The sequence below is a fragment of the Vogesella lacus genome, from assembly GCF_979366295.1.
Genome location: NZ_CEETQT010000007.1, coordinates 34152 through 54805, shown reverse-complemented (window position 1 = coordinate 54805; position 20654 = coordinate 34152). Strand labels below are relative to the sequence as shown.

Sequence of the window (20654 nt, the reverse complement as noted above, 5' to 3'; positions counted from 1 at the left end):
CCTCATCGCAGACTCCATACGCGACGTACCATTTCCTCGCCCGGCAATTGCAGCCGCATCTCCAACGCCCGCGCCTGGGCATTGCTGCCGGCTGGCGGCCAACTCGCATGCCACCGGCCATTGCCATCCAGCACCCGCCAGCTGGCACGAATATCGGCCGGCAACACGGGATAAATCTCGCCGCTGGCCGTCTCGCCCTCTGCCCACACCTGCCAGCGCAAGCCTGCGCCACCGCGATACTGCACCGTCTCGAGTCCGGCCATATTGCTGGCAGTTTCCAGCCATAAATCCAGCAGCTGGCCATCCGCCCCGCCCTCCAGTCGCAGCGCGGCCGGGTGACGCACTCCATCGGCCTGCCGTGGCTGTCGCAGCAACTCGCTCTCAAGCCGGCGCAGCACCCGCGCGATTTCCACCCACTGCTCACCCACCTGCATTACATGCTCGCGGGCAAGCAAGAGATTGCCGAAGGCGCGATAGCCCATCACTGTCAGGATGGCCATCAGGCTCATCGCCACCAGAATCTCGATCAGGGTCAGACCCTGCTGCCGCTTCATGGCTTGCCGCCTTGCGGCTGGCGCAGATAACCATTGATCTCGGCCAGCACATAATCGCTGCCCGGTGCCAGCACCTTGATCTGTACCTCGCGGATTGCCGCATTCGGCGTGGCCTTGACCTGCTGTTGCCAGGTCAATGGGCTGCCGTCGTCAGCCGTATCACCGCTGCTGCTGCCGGTAGCCGGCCACTCCTGCCGTGCCTGCAATAGCGCCAGCCGGCTTTGCGCCGCCCAGCCGGCCTGCATGCGCTGCTTCATGTTCTCGCTGTTATCGACTGCCACGCCGCTGGCACGCAGCAGCGCGGCCAGCGCCACCGCCATGATGGCCAGCGCCACCAGCACCTCGAACAAGGTAAAGCCCTGCTGCCGCCTCATGGCTTGGCGACCTCCTCAACCGTCACTAGCCCCAGCGGCGACAGACGAATCTCGCGCGCGCCACTGTCAGCCACCAGCCGCAGCCGCAAATCGGGGCTGCGACCATCCTGCCAAAGCGCCTGGGTAGCGCTGGCCGGCACGCCAGCCAGCCAGATGCCATCGCCACGCAAACCTTCCGGCAGGGCGCGATGCGCGAAGAAAACCTCGCTGGCCGTCTGCCATTGCCCGGCTTCGTCCTGCCACTGCCAATGCGCACCATCCGCCTGCCAGGACAGGCCGATCGGCTCGCCCAGCTCGGCGGCATCGACCGCCTGCTCCAGCACACGCGCCAGACGATAGCTCTCGTCAGCCAGCTGGCGATGGGTGTCAGGGCGCAGGGTGAAGCTGACCGTGGTCGCCATCACGCCGATGATGATGAGCACCACCATCACCTCGATCAGGGTGAAGCCGGTCTGCGGCCAACGTTGGCCGCAAGCGGCGCGGCTGGGTTTCATGCCGGCTTACAGATTCCAGTTGCCGATATCGGCGTCATTGCCTTCGCCGCCGCTCTCGCCATCTGCACCCAGACTCCAGACATCAATCTCGCCATGGCTGCCCGGCGCGGCGTACTGATACGGGTTGTCCCATGGGTCGTTCGGCAGACGTTCCAGATAGCCGCCCGGCTTCCAGTTTTTCGGCGGGGTGCCGGTGGCCGGCTTTTCCACCAGCGCCTTCAGGCCCTGCTCGGTGGACGGGTAGCGCGCATTGTCAAGGCGGTACAGCTTCAGCGCCTGCATGATGGCGCCGATGTCCTGCTTGGCCGCCACCGCCCGCGCCTCGTCCGGCCGGCTCATCACCTTGGGCACCACAAGCGCGGCCAGCACGCCCAGAATCACGATCACCACCATGATTTCGATCAGGGTGAAGCCGCGTTGCGCGGCCTGTCTTGCCAGTTTCATTGTTTCTCCTCGTCTGCCCCGCCTCGCGGGCAAGGGCTGTTGTTGTCAAAATCAGCGCACCATCTGGTTCATATCGATGATGGGCATCATGATGGCCAGCACGATCATCAGCACCATGCCACCCATCAGCAGGATCAGCAGCGGCTCCATCAGCGTGGTAAACGTCGCCAGCTTGCGTTCGACCTCGTTCTGCTGTTGCAGTGCCGCTCGGTCCATCATATCGGCCAGCCGGCCGCTGGATTCGCCACTGCCGATCAGATGAATCAGCACCGGCGGAAACTGGCGCGTCGCCGCCAGCGCGCGCGACAGCGCCGCCCCCTCGCGCACTCGCGCCATGGTGTCGCTCAGCGCCGCCTGCATCGGCAGCAGGCTGACAATGCCGCGAGCGGTTTCCAGCGCTGTCAGCAAAGGCACGCCGGAGCCGACCAGAATCGCCAGCGTACTGCCCATGCGTGCGGTATTGAGTGCCTGCAACAGACGGCCGATTACCGGCGTTTTCAGCAGCAAACGATGCCAGCGCGCCTTCACCGCCGGTATGCGCAGCACCCGCCAGCAGCCTGCGGCCAACGTTGTCAGCGCAAGCAACAACAAGCAGCCCCATTCACGCAAGAAATGGCTGCTGGCCACCAGTGCCCGCGTCAGGAAAGGCAGGCTTTGTTTGCTCTGGGCAAACACGCTGACCACCTGTGGCACCACATAGGCCATCAGCCCGCCGACCACCAGCAGCGCCACCACGGTGACTACCAGTGGATAAGCCATCGCCAGCGCGACTTTTTGCTGGGTGTGCTGACGCTGTTCGAGATAATCGGCCAGTTTCACCATTACCCGCGCCAGATTGCCGGTCTGCTCGCCCGCCAGAATCAGCGAACGGTAGAGATGATTGAATACCGCCGGTGCTGACGCCATTGCCTGTGCCAGCGACTTGCCTTCGAGAATGTCGCTGCGTACCTGCGCCAGTACTGCGTGGGTGCGCGGGTGCTCGGCTTGTTCGGCAATCGCCGCCAGCGCGCGCTCCAGCGGCAGCCCGGCTTCCAGCAAGGTTGCCAGCTGCTGGGTCAACATCACCAGCTCGGCTCGGGGCAGTCCACGAGACAGCAAGGACACACCACGGCCGGGCGCGGCCACGCTGTCGACTTCCAGAGGAATCAGCCCGCGCTCGCGCAGCTGGGCACGCGCCGCACGCGGCGAATCCGCCTCCAGCAAACCCTTGTGTTCGCGTCCGCCGCCATCCACGGCCAGAAACTTGTATGCGGCCAAGCTGCTTAACTCCTCGTCACGCGCAGGATTTCCTCGACGCTGGTCTCGCCGGCACGCACCCAGCGCAGGCCATCATCGCGCAGGCTGCGCATGCCGCAAGACAGCGCATGGCCACGCAACTCGGCTTCGCTGGCTCGATCGTGAATCAGCTTTTGCAGGGTGTCATCGACCGTCAGGAATTCATACACGCCATAGCGGCCGCGATAGCCGTGACCGCCACAGGCCGGACAACCGACAGCGCGGTAATGCACGGTGGCCGGCTCATCATCGAGTGCCAGCGGATGCGGGCTCTTGCAATGCGGACACAGGCGGCGCACCAGTCGCTGCGCCATCACCCCCAGCAGGCTGGACGCCAGCAGGAAAGGCTCGACGCCCATATCGGTAAGACGGGTAATCGCACTGGCAGCATCATTGGTATGCAGCGTCGCCAGCACCAGATGGCCGGTCAACGAAGCCTGCACCGCGATCTGTGCGGTTTCGAGATCGCGGATCTCGCCTATCATCACCACGTCCGGATCCTGGCGCAAAATGGCGCGCAAGGCCTTGGCAAAGCTCATGTCGATGCGCGCATTGACCTGGGTCTGGCCGACGCCGTCGAGGTGATACTCGACCGGATCTTCCACCGTCATGATATTGCTCTGCCGCGCATCGAGTCGTGACAGTGCGGCGTACAGGGTGGTGGTCTTGCCCGAGCCGGTCGGGCCGGTCACCAGAATGATGCCGTGCGGCTGGGCAATCAGCCGGTCGACTTCGGCCAGCGTGTCGCTGGCCATGCCCAGAGTGGCCAGGTCTAGCCGCGCCGCTTCTTTATCCAGCAGACGCAGCACCACGCGCTCGCCATGGCTGGTCGGCAGCGTCGATACCCGCACATCAACCGGGCGACCGCCCAGGCGCAGCGAAATACGGCCGTCCTGCGGCAGACGTTTTTCGGCGATATCGAGCGTGGCCATGATTTTCAGGCGCGACACCAGCGCGGCATGCAAGGCGCGATGCGGGCTGACCACATCACGCAGCGTGCCATCGAGGCGGAAACGCACCAGCGAACGGTCTTCGAACGCCTCGATATGAATATCGGATGCCCCGTCGCGCAAGGCCTGGGTCAGCAAGGCATTTATCATGCGGATGATAGGCGCGTCGCCTTCGGACTCCAGCAAGTCTTCGACTTCGGGCAGGGCATCGACCATCGCCGACAGATCAAGCGAGTCACCGATATCATCAACCACGTTGGCCGCGGCCTGCTCGCGGTTGGCATACAGCCGCGACATATGACGCTCGAACTCTTCGGCAGTCAGCTCGCGCACACTGTCCGGCGCGCCATGCAAACGATAGACCTCGCTCATCGCGGTCGGCGCTGTCGCAGCCTCCAGCAGCAAGAGCCGCCCATCCGGGCCGTCTTCCAGCAGGATGCGATTGGCACGCGCAAAGGCGAACGGTAATAGCGGGCGGGCAATCACGCTCATGGCTTGGCCGCACCGTTGGCCAGCGGCAATTTCGGCTGCAACTGTTCGAGAATGCCGCCGCTCGGGCCTTGTGGTAGCGTCCTCCCCGGATTCAGCGGCAGGCTGCCGGCCTTTTGCTGCTGGCCGATTACATAGTCGTAACGATCGCCCGCCAGCTGCACGGCACTAGCGGCATCGCGCAGGATGGTTGGTCGCAGAAACACCATCAGATTGGTCTTCTTGCGCTGTTTTTTCTGGTATTTGAACAACCAGCCAAGGCCAGGCACATTGCCCAGCAGCGGCACCTTGTCCTCGCCATCGCTGACTGCCTCCTGGATCAGGCCGCCGATAGCGACGATATTGCCATCATCGACGGTGACCGTGGTCTCGATCGCGCGTTTATTGGTGGTCAGGCCCGCCGGATTATTGCGGCTCGCCTCGTCCACCGAGGACAGCTCCTGCAGGATTTTCAGCTTGACGAGGCCGCCTTCGGAAATCTGCGGCGTGAGCTTCAGCGTCAGGCCGACATCCTTGCGCTCGTAAGTCTGGAATGGTGAAGACACCGACGAGCTGCCGCCACTGCTGCCGTTGCCGGTATTGCTGTAGCTGCCGGTGAGGAAAGGCACGTTCTGGCCGATGACAATCTTGGCTTCTTCATTGTCCAGCGTCATCAGGTTCGGCGTGGACAGCACATTGCCCTCGGCTTCTTTCTCGAGCGCCCGCGCCAGCACCGACAGATTCAGCACCTGTCCGATGCCCGGCAGATTCAGCGTGCCCTTGCTGTAGCCGATGGACAGGCCTCCGTTGGCCGCCATTTGTCCGGCACTGATATTGACGATGCCTGGCGTTGAGCCCGACGGGAAGTTGGTGCCACCAAACGCACCGCCATTGGCCAGATTGTTCAGCGACTGCCATTGCAGGCCGAATTCTTGCGCGCGCTCGGCCGAGACATCCACCACCAGTGCCTCGACAAATACCTGGGCGCGGCGCTTGTCCAGCAGCTCGATCACATTGCGCAGATTCTGATACATCGCATCAGGCACATTCATGATTAGCGCATTATTGGCGCTATCTGCCTGGATGTTGGCCGCCAGCGGGCCACTGGCTGGTGCCTGAGTAGCTGGTGCAGCAGCGCCAGCCGGCGCAGCCGCAGGCGCGGACGGCGCAGGGTTGGCCGCAGACTCGCCAGACAACAAGGAGCGCAAGGTCTGCGCGACCTTGGTCGCTTCGGCATTACGCAGATACACCACGCGCACATTGGCACCCGCCTGGCTGGGCTGATCCAGCTTTTCCAGCAGGCTGCGCACCTTGGCCAGACGGCCGGCAGTATCGGCGCGCACCAAAAGCTGGTTGCTGCGCATATCGGGCACGATGGTAAAGCGGCCGCCATCCGCCGCGTTGGCCGCGCCGGTGCTGGCCTCTTGCAGCAGACGATTGAGCAGCAGCGCCATCTCTGATGCCGGTGCATGCTTGACCGGCAGGATCACCACATCATTGGCCGAGGCACGCTCGATGCTGTCGATGATGCTCTCGATGCGGCGGATATTGTCGGCGTAATCGGTCACCAGCAGCGCATTGGCCTGCGGCATGGCGGCCACGGTATTGTTGGGCGAAATGATGGGGCGAATCACCGGCACCAGCTGGTTGGCACTGCCGTGCTGCATGATGAAAACGCGGCTGATCAGTTTTTCGCCGCCACCGCGTCGTGAGGTAGCCATGCCGGCATGCAGCTTGGCATCAGCCTCGGGCACGATCTTGGTCATGCTGCCGCTTTCGACCGCCGAAAAGCCCTGCATGCGCAGGCTGGACAGCAGAATCTCGTAGGACAGACTACGTGGCACCGGCTGGGCGGAAATGATGTTGATGGTGCCTTTCACCCGCGGATCGACCACAAAGTTACGGCCGGAAATCTCGCCGATGGCTTTGACCACGCTTTCGATGTCGGCATTCACGAAGTTCAGCATCACCGGCTCGTCCGGTGCGGCATAGGCATGGCAGGCAAAGACCAGCGCCAGGGCACCAGCCAAACGGGAAAATCGCATCTCAGTGTCTTTCTTGTTCACATCATTATCGTCCGGCACCCGCGTGTACCAGCGTCCCCATCCCCTGCAGGCAGGGCATTCTAATCTTGCAACAAGGTTGCCGGCGGTACGGCAACCGGTGGCTGGCTGGTCTGCTGGGGTGCCATGGCTGGCTGGCCCGGCGACGCAGCCGTGACCGCGTCAGGCGACAACACACCACCAGCGGATATCGCATTGCGCGTCAACAAGAGCTCATGACGCTGGCCATCCCGGACCAAGACAATCCCGCTGGCCAGTATCTGCTGCAATTGCCAGCCGCTGGCGGTGCTCTGCCCCAGACGTAAAGTCTTGCTGACGCCATCCTCCGCCACCAAGGCGAAATCGTCGGGACTGCCCGCCTGCCCGCCCAACAGTCCGAGCAGCTGGATGGTCGGGGCCGCCTGCATGGCGACTTGTGCCTGACCAAACCATGCTTGCCCTGCCAACAGCTGTACGGCCTGCGGCAATGGCATGCCCTGCACTTCGGCTTGGGTGTGATCAGGCCCCGGCAGTGCTCGCCACCACCAGTAGTTGGCCGCAAGCCAGCTTGCCAACAGCAGTAACAGCCATGCGAACTTTCCTGAGGCCGCTCGCAGCTTTTGCCATGCAGTCATCACACCCCCTCCAAAATCGAAGTGCAGAGAGTAATCGCACTGCCTGCGGATGACAACTTGTCTTATTGCCAATAATCATATTCATGATATTTTATTAATTTATAAATCAAATTACAAACATATAATTTCATTTGTTTGTAATTTTGTGAAATTTTGTTCTTATCAAGCCTGAGGAAACACATTATGCTGCGGCTTCCGCTTGCGAGGCGGAAAGACAAAACAGATAGAGGAAAAAATCATGAACATTCGCGTGACGGTAGGTGCCGTTGCTCTGGCGATGGCAGCAATGTCCAGCCAGGCGGCCACACCTGTACAAGACCGCTACTACACCCTGCGGGCGGGCGACCCGCTGGTTAGCCAGCAGTGGTATCTGCAAAACACCGGCCAGACTGCCTTCTCGCAGCGCGCCGGCGTCAAGGGTATCGATCTGAACCTGGACTTCACCCACCAGCGTGGCATCTACGGCACCGGCATCACCATCGGCGTGATCGACGACGGCATGGAGATCAACCACCCGGATCTGAAGGGCAATGTGGTTCCGGGCTCGTACAACTTCGTCAACAACACCAACGATCCGTCGCCTGACTCGCCGCATGGCACCTCGGTCGCCGGTATTGCGGCGGCTGTCGGCTTTAACGGCATCGGCGGTCGCGGCATCGCGCCGCGTGCCGGCCTGAAAGGCTACAACTGGCTGAACGCCCAGACGCTGGAAGCCTGGATGCACTCCCACGGCAAACGCCCGGGCGATCGTCCGCTGGAAGCCTTCACCGATGTGCGCGTGTTCAACCAGAGCTATGGCTCCAGCCCGCTGGTATCGCGTAGCGGCAACACCGCCGAGAACCTGACTGTTCGCCTGTATGACGAAGCCTACGAAGACGTGACCCGCTTCAGCCATGCTGGCCGCGGCGCCATCTTCGTCAAGTCGGCGGGTAACGGCTATCAGCGTGTTGCTGCTGGCGGTGGCCGCCTGAGCGGCTTCAACGGTAACGAAGGTCTGCCGTTCAATGACTCCAACATCGAGTCGACCAATAACAACTACTGGAACGTTGTTGTTTCTGCGCTGAACGCTGATGGTGTCCGTTCGTCCTACACCTCGGTAGGCTCCAACGTCCTGCTGACTGCGCCTGGTGGCGAGTTCGGCACCGACTCGCCAGCCATGGTGACGACTGATCCGGTCGGCTGCGACAAGGGCTACAACGTCAACACCCGTCCGCACGTGAATACCCTGCATGGCGGCAGCACACTGGACAAGAACTGCGATTTCAATGCAGTCATGAACGGTACCTCCTCGGCTGCGCCGGCCACTTCCGGCTCGATCGCGCTGGTCATGGCGGCCAACCCTGCCCTGAATGTGCGTGATGTACGTCATTTGCTGGTGACCACTGCCCGTCAGGTCGATGCCAATCAGCCGGGCGTACCGCTGACTTTCGCCGGTAAGGATGGCAATGCCCAGACCTATCAGGCCATTCCGGGCTGGCAGAAAAACGCCGCCGGTCTGCCATTCCACCAGTTCTATGGCTTTGGTCTGATCAATGTCGACAAGGCTGTCGAAGCCGCGCTGCAGTACAACTCGCCGCTGCCGGCCCAGCAGATCACTGCCTGGACCAAGGTTGATGCCAATACCGCCATTCCTGACGCCGATGTAAAAGGTGTGGATAGCACGTACAACTTTGACCAGGATCTGACTGTCGAAGCGGTACAGGTACTGGTAGATGCCGAGCATGGCCGCGTCAACGATCTGGCCGTCGAGCTGATTTCCCCAGCCGGCACCCGCTCGGTACTGCTGTCGCCACGTAACCACATGGTGATTGAAAAGCGCGGTCTGAATCAGCATCGTCTGCTGTCCAACCACTTCTACGGCGAGAATGCCAAAGGCAAGTGGACCCTGCGCGTAATCGACACCAATGGTGGCGTGTACAACTTTGTTTATCGCCCGACCGGCGGCACCGATCAGGTATTCAGCCTGCCAAACGCCGAAGGCAAACTGAACAACTGGTACATCCGCTTCTTTGGCCACCGGAGCACAAAATGAAATTCCTGATGATGACGACTCTCGTGGCCGCAGCCCTCAGCCTGCAGGCCGCCCACGCCAACCCGCTGCAGGCCAAGCCTGAAGGCAAGCCGGTGGTGATTAACGGCAAGGTGCTGTACAAGCAAGCCGAGCCAGCCGGCAAGCCTGCCGTACAGCAGCGCAGCGCCCGCAGCCTCGCTACCCAGCCGACAACGCTGTACCGCGGTGACGTACTGGAATCGCCACAGGAGTTCCTGACCTCGACCGTCAGCGGTGACATCCTGGTACAGCCGTTCAATGCGGCTGACGAGGCGGCCATTGCCAAGGACTACGGCGTGACCGTGCGCTATCGCACCCGCGGCGTGATCCTGTATGAGGCACCTGCCAGTGCCGAGCTACAGTCGCTGTTGTCCCGCCTGAAATCTGACAAGCGTGTGCGCCACGCCCAGATCGAGCTGGTCAGCAACGAGGCTCAGCCACAGTAAGCCTTGATGCTGTAAACGACAAAAGCCCCCGCGGGGGCTTTTGTCATTCAGGCGATCAGCAAATCAGAACGCCGCATCCGGCAACTCCAGCACGCTGTCCGCACCATGCAGGATGGCATAAGCCAGCCCGGATACCTGTGGCAACAGATGTTCGCCATAGAATCGCGCCGTGGTGATCTTGCCGTTCAGGAACTCACTGTCGGCATCCTCGCCCTGCAGCTGCTCCTTGGCAATCAGCGCCGCCTTGCCCATCATCCAGCCACCCAGCACGATGCCCATCAGCTTGAGGAAGGGCACCGAACCGGCTGCGGCCAACTCGGGCTTGCTGCTGAAAGTCTCGACGATGAAGGCAATGCAATGCTCGGCATCGCGTACCGCCATATCAAGGTTGGCCGCAAGGCTCAGCATGCCGGCAGCTTGCAGACGAGCAGCTGTTGACTTGACCTCAGCCAGCAGCCAGCGTGCCGTTGCGCCGCCTTCAACCGCGGTTTTGCGGCCAACCAGATCCAGTGCCTGGATGCCGGTGGTGCCTTCGTAAATCGCGGTAATGCGTGCATCGCGGCAGTATTGCGCCACGCCGGTCTCTTCGATGTAGCCCATGCCGCCATGGATCTGCATCGCCAGACTGGTGATCTCGTTGGCCTGCTCGGTATTCCAGCCCTTGACGATAGGGATCAGGAAATTCACCAGAGCCTGATTGCGTGTGACTTCATCAGCGACCGGATGACGCGCAGCACGATCCAGTGCCGCGGCGGCGTAGAAGGCCAGCGCGCGTTGTGCCTCGATCTGAGCCTTCATGGTCATCAGCATGCGACGCACGTCGGGGTGTCGGATGATGGCGACACCAGCCGGATCCGGGCTGCCGACAGCGCGGCTCTGCACCCGCTCACGCGCATACTCGACTGCCTTCTGGTAAGCGCGCTCCGAGACCGCCATGCCTTCGATGCCCACGCCCAGACGCGCGTGATTCATCATGGTGAACATATACGACAGGCCTTTGCTGGCCTCGCCCACCAGATAGCCGATGGCGCCGCCTTCATCACCGAAGCTCATCACGGCAGTCGGGCTGCCGTGAATGCCCAGCTTGTGCTCCAGCGACACGCAGCGAACGTCGTTGCGCGCACCCAGGCTGCCATCGGCATTGACCATGAATTTCGGCACGATGAACAGCGAGATGCCTTTCACGCCAGCAGGCGCATCCGGCAGACGGGCCAGCACCAGGTGGACGATATTGTCCGCCATGTCGTGCTCGCCCCAGGTAATGAAGATTTTCTGACCGCTGATCTGATAGCTGCCGTCGCCAACCGGTACGGCCTTGCTGCGCACCTGGGCGAGGTCAGAGCCGGCCTGCGGCTCGGTCAGGTTCATGGTGCCGGTCCACTCGCCGCTAGACATGCGCGGCAGGTAGATGGCTTTCAGCTCTTCAGACGCATGGTGATTGATCGCTTCGATTGCCCCCAGCGTCAGCATCGGCGCCAGCGAAAACGCCAGGTTGGCCGAGCACCACATTTCTTCTGCGGCCAAGGCCACCAGCGCCGGCAAGCCCTGACCGCCAAATTCGGCTGGCGCACGCAGGCCAACCCAACCGGCCTCGACGTATTGCTGCCACGCTTCCTTGAAGCCTTCGGCCGATGTCACGCTGAAGTCTGGCGACCACTTGGCGCCCTTGTCGCCCTGCTTGTTGATCGGTGCCAGCACGCCCTCGGCAAACTTGGCGCCTTCTTCGAGAATGGCGTCCACCAGCTCGACCGAACAATCTTCATAGCCCGGCAGGCTGCATACGGCAGCCAGCTCGGCCAGTTCATTCAGGGCAAAACGGATTTCCTTGACCGGTGCCTGATAAATCATCTCTACAACTCCTCGAATTCTCTGTTCGTCGTGCAAAAAAGCCGGCAATAGGCCCGCCAATGGCGTGGCCGTTGCCCATCGGGCAACTCCCCCAGTGACGAGCCGGTCTTGCCGGCTTTCTTGTGTGGCGGGCGTTTGCCGCCCTGCCTTTTTGGTATGGGTACTGCGGTATTACTTGGACAACTCGGCCATCAGCTCAGGCACCACGGTGAACAGGTCACCGACGATGCCGTAGTCGGCGATCTGGAAGATCGGCGCTTCTTCATCCTTGTTGATCGCCACGATCACCTTGGAATCCTTCATGCCGGCCAGATGCTGGATGGCACCGGAGATACCGACCGCCACATACAGCTGCGGTGCGACAACCTTGCCGGTCTGACCAACCTGATAGTCGTTCGGCGCGTAGCCGGCATCAACCGCAGCGCGCGAAGCGCCAACCGCAGCGCCGAGCTTGTCAGCCAGCGGCTCGATCACGGCCTTGAACTGCTCTTCCGAACCCAGGGCACGGCCGCCGGATACGATGATCTTGGCAGCGCCCAGCTCCGGACGATCGGACTTGGTCAGCTCCTGACCAACGAATACCGACAGCGAAGCATCCGCAGCAGCAGCCACGCTTTCAACGTTGGCCGCACCACCTTGTGCCGCCGCTTCGAAAGCGGTGGTACGCACGGTAATCACCTTGATGGCATCGGCAGACTGCACGGTAGCCAGCACGTTGCCGGCGTACACCGGGCGCACGAAGGTATCGGCAGACTCGATGGCCACGATGTCGGAAATCTGGGCAACATCCAGCAAGGCCGCTACGCGTGGCAGCAGGTTCTTGCCGTAGGAAGTTGCCGGGGCCAGCACGTGGCTGTAGCCACGGGCCAGATCGACCACCAGTGGAGCCAGATTTTCAGCCAGACCATGCGCGTAAGCGGCATTGTCGGCCAGCAGTACCTTGGCGACACCCGCCACAGCCTTGGCCGCATCGGCAGCAGCAGCGGCGTTCTGACCGGCGACCAGGACGTGCACTTCGCCCAGCTTGGCAGCGGCGGTCACGGTGTTGAGGGTGCCTGCTTTCAGGCTCTGGTTGTCGTGTTCAGCGATAACGAGAATAGCCATGGCTTACAGCACCTTTGCGTCGTTTTTCAGTTTGGCTACCAGCTCGGCGGCATTGGCAACCTTGATACCGGCAGAGCGCTTGGCAGGCTCGGCCACTTTCAGGGTCTTCAGGCGCGGGGTCACATCGACACCCAGATCAGCCGGCGTGGTCTTGTCCAGCGGCTTTTTCTTGGCAGCCATGATGTTTGGCAGCTTGACGTAGCGCGGCTCGTTCAGGCGCAGGTCGGTCGTGACCACGGCTGGCAGACGCAGCTTGACGGTCTCCAGACCGCCATCGACTTCGCGCGTCACATCAACGGTTTCAGCGGACAGGTCAACCTTGGAGGCAAAAGTGCCCTGACCCCAGCCCAGCAGGGCGGCAGCCATCTGGCCGGTCTGGTTGGCATCATCGTCAATCGCCTGCTTGCCGACGATCAGCAGCTGTGGCTGCTCTTTATCAGCAACCGCCTTCAGCAGCTTGGCGACAGCCAAGGGCTGCAACTCGGCATCGGTCTCGACCAGAATTGCGCGATCAGCACCCATGGCCAGGGCGGTACGCAGGGTTTCTTCACACTGCTTGACGCCCATGGAAACCGCCACGATTTCGGTAATCTTGCCGGCCTCTTTCAGGCGGACAGCTTCTTCTACGGCGATCTCGTCAAACGGGTTCATCGACATCTTGACGTTGGCCACATCCACATCGGTGCCATCGGCCTTGACGCGCACTTTCACGTTGTAATCCACAACGCGCTTAACAGCGACTAGAGCTTTCATATTCCTCCAGCGAACTCTCTGAACTTTTAAGACAGCTGTCATCAGACGGGACTATTCTCTACGGAATGCTCACCGAAATCAAACGAGCGTTTAATTGGTAGATCGACTACAAAAATTATTGCAGTACAACAGGGGTGGGACAATATTACGCGATTTCCAAAGCCTTGGGCAGGCTGCAACAAGCCCATTGTCACGCAGTGCAACAATTGATTACATTGCCATAGTGCCGCTTGCCATATAGTGGCAGCCAGGGAATATCTTTATTGCGAAAACGCATTACCAAGGGGCTAAGCATGACTGTTTTCTTCGAGGACATCCGTATCGGTGACAGCGCCGAGTACGGCAAAACCATTACCGAAGCCGATATCCTGATGTTCAGCGCGGTGTCGGGTGACGACAATCCGGTACACATCAATCAGGAATACGCCGAAAACTCGATGTTCAAATCGCGCATCGCCCACGGCATGCTGACCGCCAGCCTGATTTCGACCGTGGTCGGCACCCGCCTGCCGGGCAATGGCACCATCTATCTATCGCAATCAACCCGCTTCAAGGCGCCGGTGCTGATCGGCGAAACCGTAACCGCCCGCGTGACGGTCAGCGAGCTGGATCCCATCAAGAAGCGCGTGAAGCTGACTACCCAGTGCCTGGTCAAAGGCAAAGTCGTGCTGGAAGGCGAATCGCTGGTCATCGCCCCCTCACGCGAAAGCTAAGCTAGTCAAGGTTGGCCGCGGCACTTGCGGCCAACCTTTGCTGCAGCTGATCCAGCGCCCAGGTTGCTGCCTCACTCACTCTTGCATCCTCATGCGCCCGCAAAGCCTGCACACACTGCATGCTCGCCTCACTCGCCGGACCATTGCCCAGCGCAATCACGATATTCGACAGCCACTTGCCATAGCCGATACGGTAAATCGGGCTGCCCGCCATCTTGCTGGCAAACTCCTGCTCGCTCCAGCCCGCCAAAGTCAGCAAGGTCACACTATCCAAGCCGTGCCGCACCTTGAAATCCTCCTCGCCGGCCATCTGGGCAAAGCGATTCCAAGGACACACCAGCTGGCAATCGTCACAGCCATAGATGCGATTCCCCATCATGCTGCGCATTTCTGCCGGAATCAGTCCCTGCAGCTCGATGGTGAGATAAGAAATACAGCGTCGCGCATCTACCTGATAAGGCGCAACAATCGCCTGAGTCGGACAGACATCGATGCAGCGGGTACAGCGGCCGCAATGCCCATCCTCGCTCTCATCTGCCGGCAAGGGCAGATCGGTAAAAATCTCGCCCAGAAAATACAGCGAGCCCTGCTGCTTGTTGATCAGCAAGGTATGTTTGCCCTTCCAGCCAAGGCCAGCCTGCGCGGCCAACGCGACTTCGGCCACCGGCGCACTATCGGTAAACACCCGGAAACCGAACTCGCCGATCTCGCTCTTGATACGCTCGGCCAGTTTCTGCAGACGATTGCGGATCACCTTGTGATAATCCCGTCCCAAGGCATAGCGCGAGATATACGCTGACTCACCATCAGCCAGTACCTGATGCGCATCTGCCGACTCAGCAGGCCAGTAATGCATGCGCACCGACACAATACTCAAGGTACCAGGAACCAGCTCTTGCGGCCGCACCCGCAGCAGGCCATGGCGCTCCATGTAGGACATTTCGCCATGCATGCCCTCATCCAGCCACTGCTGCAGGCGCAAGCCTGCCTCAGCAGGCAGCTCGGCCTTGGTGATTCGCACATCGGCAAAGCCGAATTCGCGGCCCCACTGCTTGATTTGATTGGCCAAATGGCCATAATTCTGTTTTTTAACGGATTGCTCACTCATGGCCATGGATAATATCAGCGTACTGCAGGGTTTTCTGGCGGATGAAGCAGCCTCACTGCAGCTGGGCACACAACTGGCAAGCTGCCTGCCCAGCAAGATGCAGATTCAGTTACTCGGCGACCTAGGCGCCGGCAAGACCACGCTCACGCGTGGCCTGCTGCGCGGCCTGGGCCATACAGGCAGGGTCAAAAGCCCGACCTACACATTGGTGGAGAGTTACTCGCTCACCTCGCATCAGTTGCACCACTTTGATTTATATCGCTTCAGCGACCCGCAAGAGTGGCTGGATGCCGGTTTTGACGAATTTTTGAACAGCAATGCAGTTTGTATTATCGAATGGCCAGACAAGGCTTCAGCTTGTCTGCCACCTGCCGATCTGATACTGGAACTCTCGCACCATGATGATGGTCGCAAGTATCAGTTAACTGCCTTGAATGAAACAGGAAAGCAATGTCTCACCTGCCTCAAGACCCGACTCGCCGCAAACTGATCGGCGCTGCCGCTGCCACCTTTTTTCTGACGGTCTGCCGCAGTAGCGTAGCTGCTGCGCCGCAAATTCTCGCGGTGCGCGTGTGGCCATCATCCACCTATACCCGCATCACGATCGAGGCCAACGAGGCCATCCGCTACAAACACTTCAGTCTGGCCCAGCCAAATCGCCTGGTGATTGATCTGGAAGATCTGCAACTGGCTGGTGTGTTGCAAGACATCAGCAAACAGATCCAGGCTGCAGATCCATTCATCCAGACTGCACGTGCCGGGCAGTTCAATGGCAATACAGTCAGATTGGTATTTGACCTGCGTAATGAGGTCAAGCCACAGATCTTTGCCCTGAAGCCGATCGGCGAGTACCAGCATCGACTGGTGATTGACCTCTACCCTGCCAGCAATCAGCAGGACGACCCGCTACTGGCCTTGCTGCAAGACTACAACCAGGGCCAGCTGGAACAAAAAACGCCATCCGGCAGCAAGAAACCACAAAATGGCAATGACCGCATCATTACCGTAGTGATTGATCCGGGTCACGGCGGTGAGGACCCTGGTGCCGTCGGGCCAAGCGGCATTCGTGAAAAAGACGTAGTGCTACGCATCAGCCGTCAGCTGAAAAAACTGATTGATGGCGAGAAAAACATGCGCGCCTTCCTGACCCGTGACGAGGATGTCTTCATTCCTCTGGGTGTCAGGGTAGCCAAAGCCAGAAAGCTCGGCGCTGACCTGTTCATTTCGGTCCATGCCGATGCTGTCGTCAACCGTACGGCCAACGGTTCATCGGTTTTTGCCCTGTCGGAGAATGGTGCGACCAGCACCATGGCACGCATGCTGGCGAAGAGCCAGAACGATGCGGACATGATTGGGGGTGTGAAGATTGGCGGCAAGGACAAGTATCTTGCCCATACACTATTCGATCTGACCCAGACAGCGACCATCAATGACAGCCTGAAGCTGGGTACTGCCGTCCTATCCAAGATGGGCAGACTTAACCGTTTGCACAAACCCAAAGTCGAACAGGCCGGCTTCGCGGTACTCAAGGCGCCGGACATTCCATCCATCCTGGTGGAAACCGCTTTTATCAGTAATATCGAAGAAGAGAAAAAACTGGTGGATCCCGGATTCCAGCAGCAGATGGCGGAGGCCATCATGAATGGTGTCAAACACTACTTCGCCCAAGGGGCAGTATTAGCCAGAACGTGACACAACAAAAAAGGGAGCGAAGCTCCCTTTTTTGTTGACTCGCCTCCAGGTTGCCGGCTTATGGCTGCTCGAAGCTATCACTCGCCTGAGTGGCAGGCACTCTGTATTGCTCATCAGCCCACGCGCCCAGATCCATCAGCTTGCAGCGCTCGGAACAGAATGGACGAAAAGGACTCTGTGGGCCCCAAGCCACCGCAGATTTGCACTGAGGACAGGATACGACCGTCCTTTTGTTTTCAGACATCATCAGAACTTGCACGCAATCAGGTTGAAATCAATATCAAGAACACTCTGCTTGACCTTGGCACTACCATTGCCGGCATCAACAAAGCGGATATTCAACGCATATTTATTAGCCGAGACTTCCGGCACCACATTCAAACCACCGTCGTAACTGACTCTGATCAGCTGCACCTGCTTGCCACCCGACATTTGCTGGAACATGCCCTTTTTGGCCTGGTATGCATGGCTCTTGCCGGTAGCACGCAACAAGCGCAACAAGAGAGAGACTGCATCAAACATCGGCAGCATCGGACTAGTCCAGCGTTCAAAGTCCAACCGCCGGCTATCACCACCTTGCTGTAACCAGTAGTGATATGACGGCAGATCAAACTGGCAGGCTCCGCCCGGCATCACATCACGTTGCTTGATAGCCATCAGCCATTCATTTTCACGCAAATGCTGGCCAAACCGGCAGTGCCTGTCGAGCAGGCGCTGCGTCAGTAACTCGATTTCCTCCAGTAATCGCTCGCCAGCCTCATCCCCGTTAAGCGCTTCTGCCAGCTGCTTTTGTCGCTCAAGTTCCTGCAAGAGCTCGGACTTCAACTCGGAACGCGAAGCAGCCTCCATGATCTCGAACAGCACCAGCAGCGCCGCATGGTGATCAAACTCATGTTCCTTGCTTGTAAAGTAATCAAGGCGCTGGTTTAACCGTTCAAGGCGCAAAAGCGTTCGAGATCGTTCCGTTACCGGGAATTCAAAACAAGTCACAAGGCGGGGTCCTGACAAAGTAAGCAAGTTAATGTTGGCCGCAACCAAATCTGGCAAGCAAATGCGAATGCATTCTGGCTACCGAATCGGACAATAGCGCCAAGTCGCCGCTATTATCAAGTAACAAATCCGCCTTGGCGACTCGTTCGTGACGTGCTAGCTGCGCAGACATGATTTTTCTGGCAACGTCTTCTGTCAGGCCCGGTCTGGCCAGAACCCTGGAAAGCTGTATCTCTTCGTCACAATCGACAACTAAACTGCAGGCAATAAAATCCTGATAACTGCCGGATTCAAACAGCAAGGGCACTGCCAGCAAGACATAAGGTGCATCATGCAAAGCCGTCATGACATCACGTTTGGCTTGAGCATGGATTTCCGGGTGGAGCAGACTTTCGAGTTTTTTCCTGCTCGCATCGTCACTGAAAACCAGCTCACGCATACGCGCCCTGTCGAGCGCCCCCTCTGGAGTGATGACTTCGTTGCCGAATGCCTCACGTATCAACGGAATAGCAGCACCATTCACTGCCGTCAGCTCTCTGGCAATCACATCGGTATCCACGCAAGGAATCCCGCGCTCAGCAAACAATCTGGCGACCGTACTCTTGCCACTACCAATCCCGCCGGTGAGGCCGACAACCCGATTAACCATGCCAGTACCACTGAACAATGCTGTTCCCAAACAAGTAAGACAATAGACCAGCAGTCGCAAGATAAGGCCCAAAAGGCAAACTCTGCCCCGCGCGACTACGGTCAAACTGCAATAAGGCTATACCCACCACTGCCCCTACTACAGAAGACATCAAAACAACCAGCGGAATCAGCTGCCAGCCCAGCCATGCCCCCAGTGCGGCCAACAGTTTGAAGTCGCCATAGCCCATGCCTTCCTTGCCAGTCAGCAGTTTGAACAGCCAATAAACCGACCATAACGCCAGATAACCAAAGATTGCCCCCCAGATGGCATCACTCAGCAAAACCGGACCACCCAATAGGCTGTAAATAATTCCCAGCCATAGCAACGGGTAAGTCAGATCATCGGGCAGCAGTTTTGTCTGACCATCGATGACGGCCAAGGCAATAAGCAAAGAGGAAAAGCTAACGGACATCAGCCAATCAAAATCCAGACCATGCTTCCAGGCAAATACCGCAAAAATCAGACCGGTTACCAGCTCTACCACCGGATACTGGATACTAATCTTCACCCCACAAGAAGCACAGCCACCTTTCTGCCAGATATAGCTGAATAGGGGGACATTTTGCCAAGGCCTGATCGGCGCATGACATGCCGGGCAGCTTGAATGCGGAAACAACAGATTGAACTTTTCTTGCTTTGCTTCAGGGAGCTCAAGCAGCTCGCTGCACTCGCAACGCCATGCCCGCTCCATCATGATCGGCAATCGGTAGATCACCACATTCAAGAAGCTGCCCACCAGCAAACCAAGAATCAAAGCCAGCGCAATTTGAATACCGGCTGGCAGCAAAACCAGATCAGCAAAAATCACCCGACCACCTGACCCATCTTGAAAATTGGCATATACATGGCAACAACCAGACCACCGATAAGCACCCCCAGAATCACCATGATCATGGGCTCCAGCAGGCTGGATAATGAGGCCACGGCATTGTCTACCTCATCCTCATAAAAATCGGCCACCTTATCCAGCATATCATCCAGCGAACCTGACTCCTCACCAATGGAAGTCATTTGCAGCACCATATTCGGGAACAGATTGGTTCGTTGCATGGAGGAGTTCAAAGTTGAACCGGCACTGACATCAGACTGAATTTGCTTGGTGGCATCTGCATAAACCTGATTACCCGCAGCGCCGCCAACAGACTCCAGCGCTTCAACCAGGGGAACACCGGCGGTAAACAAGGTCGACAAGGTTCTCGACCATCTCGCGATGGTGGCCTTGCGAACGATATCGCCAAGAATCGGCAAACGCAGTAACAGCTTATCCAGACCAATCTGCATTTTTCGCGAGCGTTTATAGGTATGAATCAAGCCAAAAATGGAAATACCGATAGAACCGAATATCAGCCACCAATATTCGACAAACAGGTCCGACAGCATGATCACAATCTGGGTTGGCGCCGGAAGATCAGCACCGAAGCTGGAGAACAAGTCTTTGAAAGCCGGAATCACGTAGATAAGAATGACGGCGGTAATCACAAACGCCGTCACGATAATTGCCGAAGGATAGATCATCGCCGATTTGATCTTGCCCTTGATCGCGATAATTTTTTCCTTATAGGTGGCCAACTTGTCCAGCAAGGAATCAAGCACACCACCGGTCTCGCCCGCGGCAATCAGGTTGCAAAACAGGCTATCAAAGTAAATCGGATATTTGCGAAAGGCATCCGCCAGATTGCTGCCGGATTCGACCTCATTGCGAACATCCAGCAATATTCGGGTAAACGCACTATTACTATGACCTTTGGCCGAAATATCAAATGCCTGCAATAGTGGCACACCCGCCTTCATCATCGTGGCCAACTGCCTGGTAAACAAGGCCACGTCTTTCTCGGTAATTCTTTGCCCCAGCAAAGCCCTGCGCTTTTTTACCTTGCTGACATTCACACCCTGCCGGCGAAGCTGAGCCTTGGCTACCGTCTCTGACTCGGCTCTGATTTCCCCACGAATTACCTTTCCTGCACGGTCACGCCCTTCCCACTCCCAGATAAATGAAGCTGGCTTCTTATTTGCCGTCGCCATA

22 protein-coding genes are annotated in these 20654 nt (G+C 58.9%); 5 read left to right on the top strand and 17 right to left on the bottom strand.

The window, feature by feature from the left end:
- Positions 1-2: 2 nt before the first annotated feature.
- The 8 genes from ACZ9W6_RS10240 to ACZ9W6_RS10205 form a co-directional block, all read right to left on the bottom strand.
- Entirely contained in the window at positions 3-554 is a 552-nt protein-coding gene (locus tag ACZ9W6_RS10240) for a prepilin-type N-terminal cleavage/methylation domain-containing protein (protein ID WP_465191029.1), read from the bottom strand.
- Positions 551-928: a type II secretion system minor pseudopilin GspI gene (gspI, locus tag ACZ9W6_RS10235; protein ID WP_465191028.1), complete on the bottom strand. Its 378-nt coding sequence runs from the start codon at positions 926-928 to the stop codon at positions 551-553. The genes ACZ9W6_RS10240 and gspI overlap by 4 nt, the downstream gene beginning before the upstream one ends.
- Complete coding sequence (locus ACZ9W6_RS10230; RefSeq protein WP_465191027.1) at positions 925-1422, bottom strand: type II secretion system protein; 498 nt, start codon at positions 1420-1422, stop codon at positions 925-927. Before ACZ9W6_RS10230 ends, gspI begins: the two co-directional genes overlap by 4 nt.
- Positions 1423-1428: 6 nt before the next feature.
- Positions 1429-1866, bottom strand: coding sequence for a type II secretion system major pseudopilin GspG (gene gspG, locus ACZ9W6_RS10225; protein ID WP_465191026.1), 438 nt, complete (start codon positions 1864-1866; stop codon positions 1429-1431).
- A gap of 51 nt (positions 1867-1917) precedes the next feature.
- Positions 1918-3123: a type II secretion system inner membrane protein GspF gene (gspF, locus tag ACZ9W6_RS10220; RefSeq protein WP_465191025.1), complete on the bottom strand. Its 1206-nt coding sequence runs from the start codon at positions 3121-3123 to the stop codon at positions 1918-1920.
- Positions 3124-3128: 5 nt separating this feature from the next.
- Positions 3129-4583: a type II secretion system ATPase GspE gene (gene gspE / locus ACZ9W6_RS10215; RefSeq protein ID WP_465191024.1), complete on the bottom strand. Its 1455-nt coding sequence runs from the start codon at positions 4581-4583 to the stop codon at positions 3129-3131.
- A complete protein-coding gene (gene gspD / locus ACZ9W6_RS10210; protein WP_465191023.1) occupies positions 4580-6604 on the bottom strand; it encodes a type II secretion system secretin GspD in 2025 nt (674 codons plus the stop codon). The genes gspE and gspD overlap by 4 nt, the downstream gene beginning before the upstream one ends.
- A gap of 80 nt (positions 6605-6684) precedes the next feature.
- Entirely contained in the window at positions 6685-7236 is a 552-nt protein-coding gene (locus tag ACZ9W6_RS10205; protein WP_465191022.1) for a type II secretion system protein N, read from the bottom strand.
- Positions 7237-7474: 238 nt separating this feature from the next.
- On the opposite strand from ACZ9W6_RS10205, the gene ACZ9W6_RS10200 reads away from it, so the two are divergent.
- Together ACZ9W6_RS10200 and ACZ9W6_RS10195 are read left to right on the top strand one after the other, a co-directional pair.
- Positions 7475-9268 carry a S8 family serine peptidase gene (locus ACZ9W6_RS10200; RefSeq protein ID WP_465191021.1) on the top strand — a complete coding sequence of 598 codons (1794 nt, stop codon included), beginning with the start codon at positions 7475-7477 and terminating at the stop codon, positions 9266-9268.
- Positions 9265-9732, top strand: coding sequence for a hypothetical protein (locus ACZ9W6_RS10195; RefSeq protein ID WP_465191020.1), 468 nt, complete (start codon positions 9265-9267; stop codon positions 9730-9732). Before ACZ9W6_RS10200 ends, ACZ9W6_RS10195 begins: the two co-directional genes overlap by 4 nt.
- Before the next feature lie 63 nt (positions 9733-9795).
- Here ACZ9W6_RS10195 and ACZ9W6_RS10190 read toward each other — a convergent pair whose 3' ends face one another.
- The 3 genes from ACZ9W6_RS10190 to ACZ9W6_RS10180 all read right to left on the bottom strand — a co-directional run bounded on the left by ACZ9W6_RS10190 (position 9796) and on the right by ACZ9W6_RS10180 (position 13437).
- A complete protein-coding gene (locus ACZ9W6_RS10190; protein ID WP_465191019.1) occupies positions 9796-11580 on the bottom strand; it encodes an acyl-CoA dehydrogenase C-terminal domain-containing protein in 1785 nt (594 codons plus the stop codon).
- A 171-nt stretch (positions 11581-11751) separates the two neighbouring features.
- Positions 11752-12684, bottom strand: coding sequence for an electron transfer flavoprotein subunit alpha/FixB family protein (locus ACZ9W6_RS10185; protein WP_465191018.1), 933 nt, complete (start codon positions 12682-12684; stop codon positions 11752-11754).
- 3 nt (positions 12685-12687) lie between these two features.
- Positions 12688-13437 (bottom strand): electron transfer flavoprotein subunit beta/FixA family protein, encoded by a 750-nt coding sequence (locus ACZ9W6_RS10180; RefSeq protein WP_144372975.1) that lies wholly within the window; start codon positions 13435-13437, stop codon positions 12688-12690.
- A gap of 293 nt (positions 13438-13730) precedes the next feature.
- Between ACZ9W6_RS10180 and ACZ9W6_RS10175 the strand changes: the two genes are divergently transcribed.
- The gene (locus tag ACZ9W6_RS10175) at positions 13731-14150 is read left to right on the top strand and encodes a MaoC family dehydratase (RefSeq protein WP_465191017.1); all 420 of its coding nucleotides are present in this window, start codon (positions 13731-13733) and stop codon (positions 14148-14150) included.
- 1 nt (position 14151) lies between these two features.
- On the opposite strand, the gene queG is transcribed toward ACZ9W6_RS10175, so the two are convergent.
- The gene (gene queG / locus ACZ9W6_RS10170) at positions 14152-15219 is read right to left on the bottom strand and encodes a tRNA epoxyqueuosine(34) reductase QueG (protein WP_465191016.1); all 1068 of its coding nucleotides are present in this window, start codon (positions 15217-15219) and stop codon (positions 14152-14154) included.
- Between the two features lie 43 nt (positions 15220-15262).
- Between queG and tsaE the strand changes: the two genes are divergently transcribed.
- Together tsaE and ACZ9W6_RS10160 are read left to right on the top strand one after the other, a co-directional pair.
- Positions 15263-15748, top strand: a complete 486-nt coding sequence (gene tsaE, locus ACZ9W6_RS10165; protein ID WP_465191214.1) for a tRNA (adenosine(37)-N6)-threonylcarbamoyltransferase complex ATPase subunit type 1 TsaE — start codon at positions 15263-15265, stop codon at positions 15746-15748.
- Entirely contained in the window at positions 15709-16950 is a 1242-nt protein-coding gene (locus ACZ9W6_RS10160) for an N-acetylmuramoyl-L-alanine amidase (protein WP_465191015.1), read from the top strand. The genes tsaE and ACZ9W6_RS10160 overlap by 40 nt, the downstream gene beginning before the upstream one ends.
- A gap of 58 nt (positions 16951-17008) precedes the next feature.
- Here ACZ9W6_RS10160 and yacG read toward each other — a convergent pair whose 3' ends face one another.
- From yacG to ACZ9W6_RS10135, 5 genes are read right to left on the bottom strand one after another with little or no spacing between them, the layout of a single operon-like run.
- Entirely contained in the window at positions 17009-17194 is a 186-nt protein-coding gene (gene yacG, locus ACZ9W6_RS10155; protein ID WP_465191213.1) for a DNA gyrase inhibitor YacG, read from the bottom strand.
- A gap of 2 nt (positions 17195-17196) precedes the next feature.
- Positions 17197-17997, bottom strand: coding sequence for a cell division protein ZapD (gene zapD, locus ACZ9W6_RS10150; RefSeq protein WP_465191014.1), 801 nt, complete (start codon positions 17995-17997; stop codon positions 17197-17199).
- A complete protein-coding gene (coaE, locus tag ACZ9W6_RS10145; RefSeq protein ID WP_465191013.1) occupies positions 17969-18589 on the bottom strand; it encodes a dephospho-CoA kinase in 621 nt (206 codons plus the stop codon). The genes zapD and coaE overlap by 29 nt, the downstream gene beginning before the upstream one ends.
- The gene (locus ACZ9W6_RS10140) at positions 18582-19439 is read right to left on the bottom strand and encodes a prepilin peptidase (protein WP_465191012.1); all 858 of its coding nucleotides are present in this window, start codon (positions 19437-19439) and stop codon (positions 18582-18584) included. The genes coaE and ACZ9W6_RS10140 overlap by 8 nt, the downstream gene beginning before the upstream one ends.
- Positions 19436-20653, bottom strand: a complete 1218-nt coding sequence (locus ACZ9W6_RS10135) for a type II secretion system F family protein (protein WP_465191010.1) — start codon at positions 20651-20653, stop codon at positions 19436-19438. The genes ACZ9W6_RS10140 and ACZ9W6_RS10135 overlap by 4 nt, the downstream gene beginning before the upstream one ends.
- Between the last annotated feature and the right edge of the window lies 1 nt (position 20654).